Source organism: Microcoleus sp. S13C4 (genome assembly GCF_036700865.1).
Lineage (GTDB): Bacteria > Cyanobacteriota > Cyanobacteriia > Cyanobacteriales > Microcoleaceae > Microcoleus.
Window position 1 is genome coordinate 1 of sequence record NZ_JAUBPS010000162.1, and the last position, 1,776, is coordinate 1,776.

A 1,776-nucleotide genomic window follows, 5' to 3' on the forward strand; every position below is an offset into this window, starting at 1 on the left:
CGTCCCATCAATTAGTTTTAGGGCAAAAAAAAGTCAATAATAAATCCAACGAAGTGACAGCGATTCCGGCTTTATTAGAGCTGCTAGAAATTGAAGAGAGCATAATAACCATCGATGCTATGGGATGTCAGAAAGAAATAGCAGCGCTCATAATTAAGAAGAAAGGAGATTATCTTTTAGCGCTAAAGGGAAATCCAAAACTTCTTCATAAAGACGTAAAAAACTGGTTTGAATTAGCTCGAAAAGAAGAGTTTGCTGGCAGAGAGCATAGCTATTATCAACAAATAGAAGCTGGGCATCATCGAGTTGAAAAAAGACAAATTTGGACGGTGGCAGTCTCGGAGTTGCTACGTCTTCATAATCAATCATTATGGGCTGGATTAAAAACGGTTGTGATGGTCGTAAGTGAAAGACGTTTGTGGAATAAAACTACCACAGAAGTTCGGTTTTATTTAAGTAGTTTAGCCAGTAATGCCGAGAAGATTTCTCAAGCAATTCGTAGTCATTGGGGTATTGAAAATAGCTTACAGTGGACATTGGATGTTACTTTTTCTGAAGACAAGAGTCGCATTCGTAAAGATCATTCTCCGGAAAATTTTGCTTTTCTACGACGTTTAGCTGTCAATTTACTGAAACAGGAAAAAGGATTGAAAGGAAGTTTAAAAATGAAGCGGTATCTGGCGGGAATGGATAATAATTATTTAGTTAAAATTTTAGACTCTGCCAGCTAACGCTCTAAAACTAAAACTGATTCTCGATCTAACTTGATTCAGTTTTGAGAATTCAGAAGTTCTTAAAGCTCGATTTTAACTGGGTTAATTGCATCAGATTTAAGAGTTTTAAGCATGGTTTTCTCAGAGAGTAACTCATGCACAAATATGATTTTTTGTCAACTTAATTTAGATGCGTTTACCCTGGTGGTTGTACCAGCTATATCGAGCGATTTAACTGTACCATTCGACAACGAGTATCTCGATTGGTGAGAAAGAGCTTATCCTTCTCTAAGAAAGTGGAAAATCATATTGCTGCAATTTGGAGTTTTGTGCATCATTATAATGCTAGTTTACAACTCTAGATGCCTACTTTTTTTTGAATTCGGTTTGGTTTTATCATTTCCATCCTTTCCTTCATGGCACTACCCATAACTCATCCATCTGAACATTCAGGCGCTTTTTTGGCTTGGAACTCACCTCCACTTGCTTCTTAACAACAACAGCTCGGGCATTTACGTACCGCTGCACTGTATCTTCTGACACTTGTAATACCCGAGCAATTCCGGCTTGAGAAATACGTTCAAGTAGCATCCGCTGCATTAACTCCTGTTGTTATTTCGTAATAGCTTTCCACGCGGGATTGAGAACAAATTGACGACCACATTCTCGACATTTGTAGTTTTGTTTACCATGCCGAGTCTGACCGTTACGACTAACTTCTTCGCTCGCCACAATTGGGGCAAGAATTAATTTCTACTGTCATATCACCAATGGCAAACACTTCTCTCTAAGAGTAGCTTAAGTTTACTCCATCCTTTCCTTCATGGCACTACCCTTGAGTTTCTTCTGGGGTCATATTTTTCTCACTCGTAAGGGTGTTTTTACATTTTAGATAATTCTTGCATATTACTCTTCTAAGTATTTATATTTATTGCATAATTGAGATGCTCCCGCTTACTCATTCCTTATAGATCTCCTGGATTCGACGTAACTGCTCACCGCAACTGCGTTGCGGTATCGCCAATGATGGGTCATAGCTGGCCGGGGAGCAACTGTGGTAAGA

Annotated in this window: 3 protein-coding genes and 1 pseudogene; 2 read left to right on the forward strand and 2 right to left on the reverse strand. The window is 38.8% G+C overall.

Annotated elements, in window-relative coordinates; all coding sequences use genetic code 11:
- Both QT996_RS28395 and QT996_RS28400 read left to right on the forward strand, forming a co-directional pair.
- Positions 1-731 (forward strand): ISAs1 family transposase (locus tag QT996_RS28395; protein ID WP_333050839.1); only part of this gene is annotated, 731 nt, incomplete at its 5' end.
- Between the two features lie 188 nt (positions 732-919).
- Positions 920-1,075: pseudogene (locus tag QT996_RS28400) on the forward strand (IS1 family transposase); the annotation flags it as partial.
- 52 nt (positions 1,076-1,127) lie between these two features.
- Here the strand turns inward: QT996_RS28400 and QT996_RS28405 are convergent.
- Both QT996_RS28405 and QT996_RS28755 read right to left on the reverse strand, forming a co-directional pair.
- Positions 1,128-1,304 (reverse strand): hypothetical protein, encoded by a 177-nt coding sequence (locus tag QT996_RS28405; RefSeq protein WP_333050841.1) that lies wholly within the window; start codon positions 1,302-1,304, stop codon positions 1,128-1,130.
- Between the two features lie 21 nt (positions 1,305-1,325).
- Positions 1,326-1,445 (reverse strand): IS1/IS1595 family N-terminal zinc-binding domain-containing protein, encoded by a 120-nt coding sequence (locus tag QT996_RS28755; protein ID WP_445304599.1) that lies wholly within the window; start codon positions 1,443-1,445, stop codon positions 1,326-1,328.
- Positions 1,446-1,776 lie beyond the last annotated feature (331 nt).

Bases quoted from the DNA above. Each gene is read 5' to 3' on its own strand.
- QT996_RS28405 (WP_333050841.1), bottom strand. From the start codon at position 1,304: ATGCTACTTGAACGTATTTCTCAAGCCGGAATTGCTCGGGTATTACAA.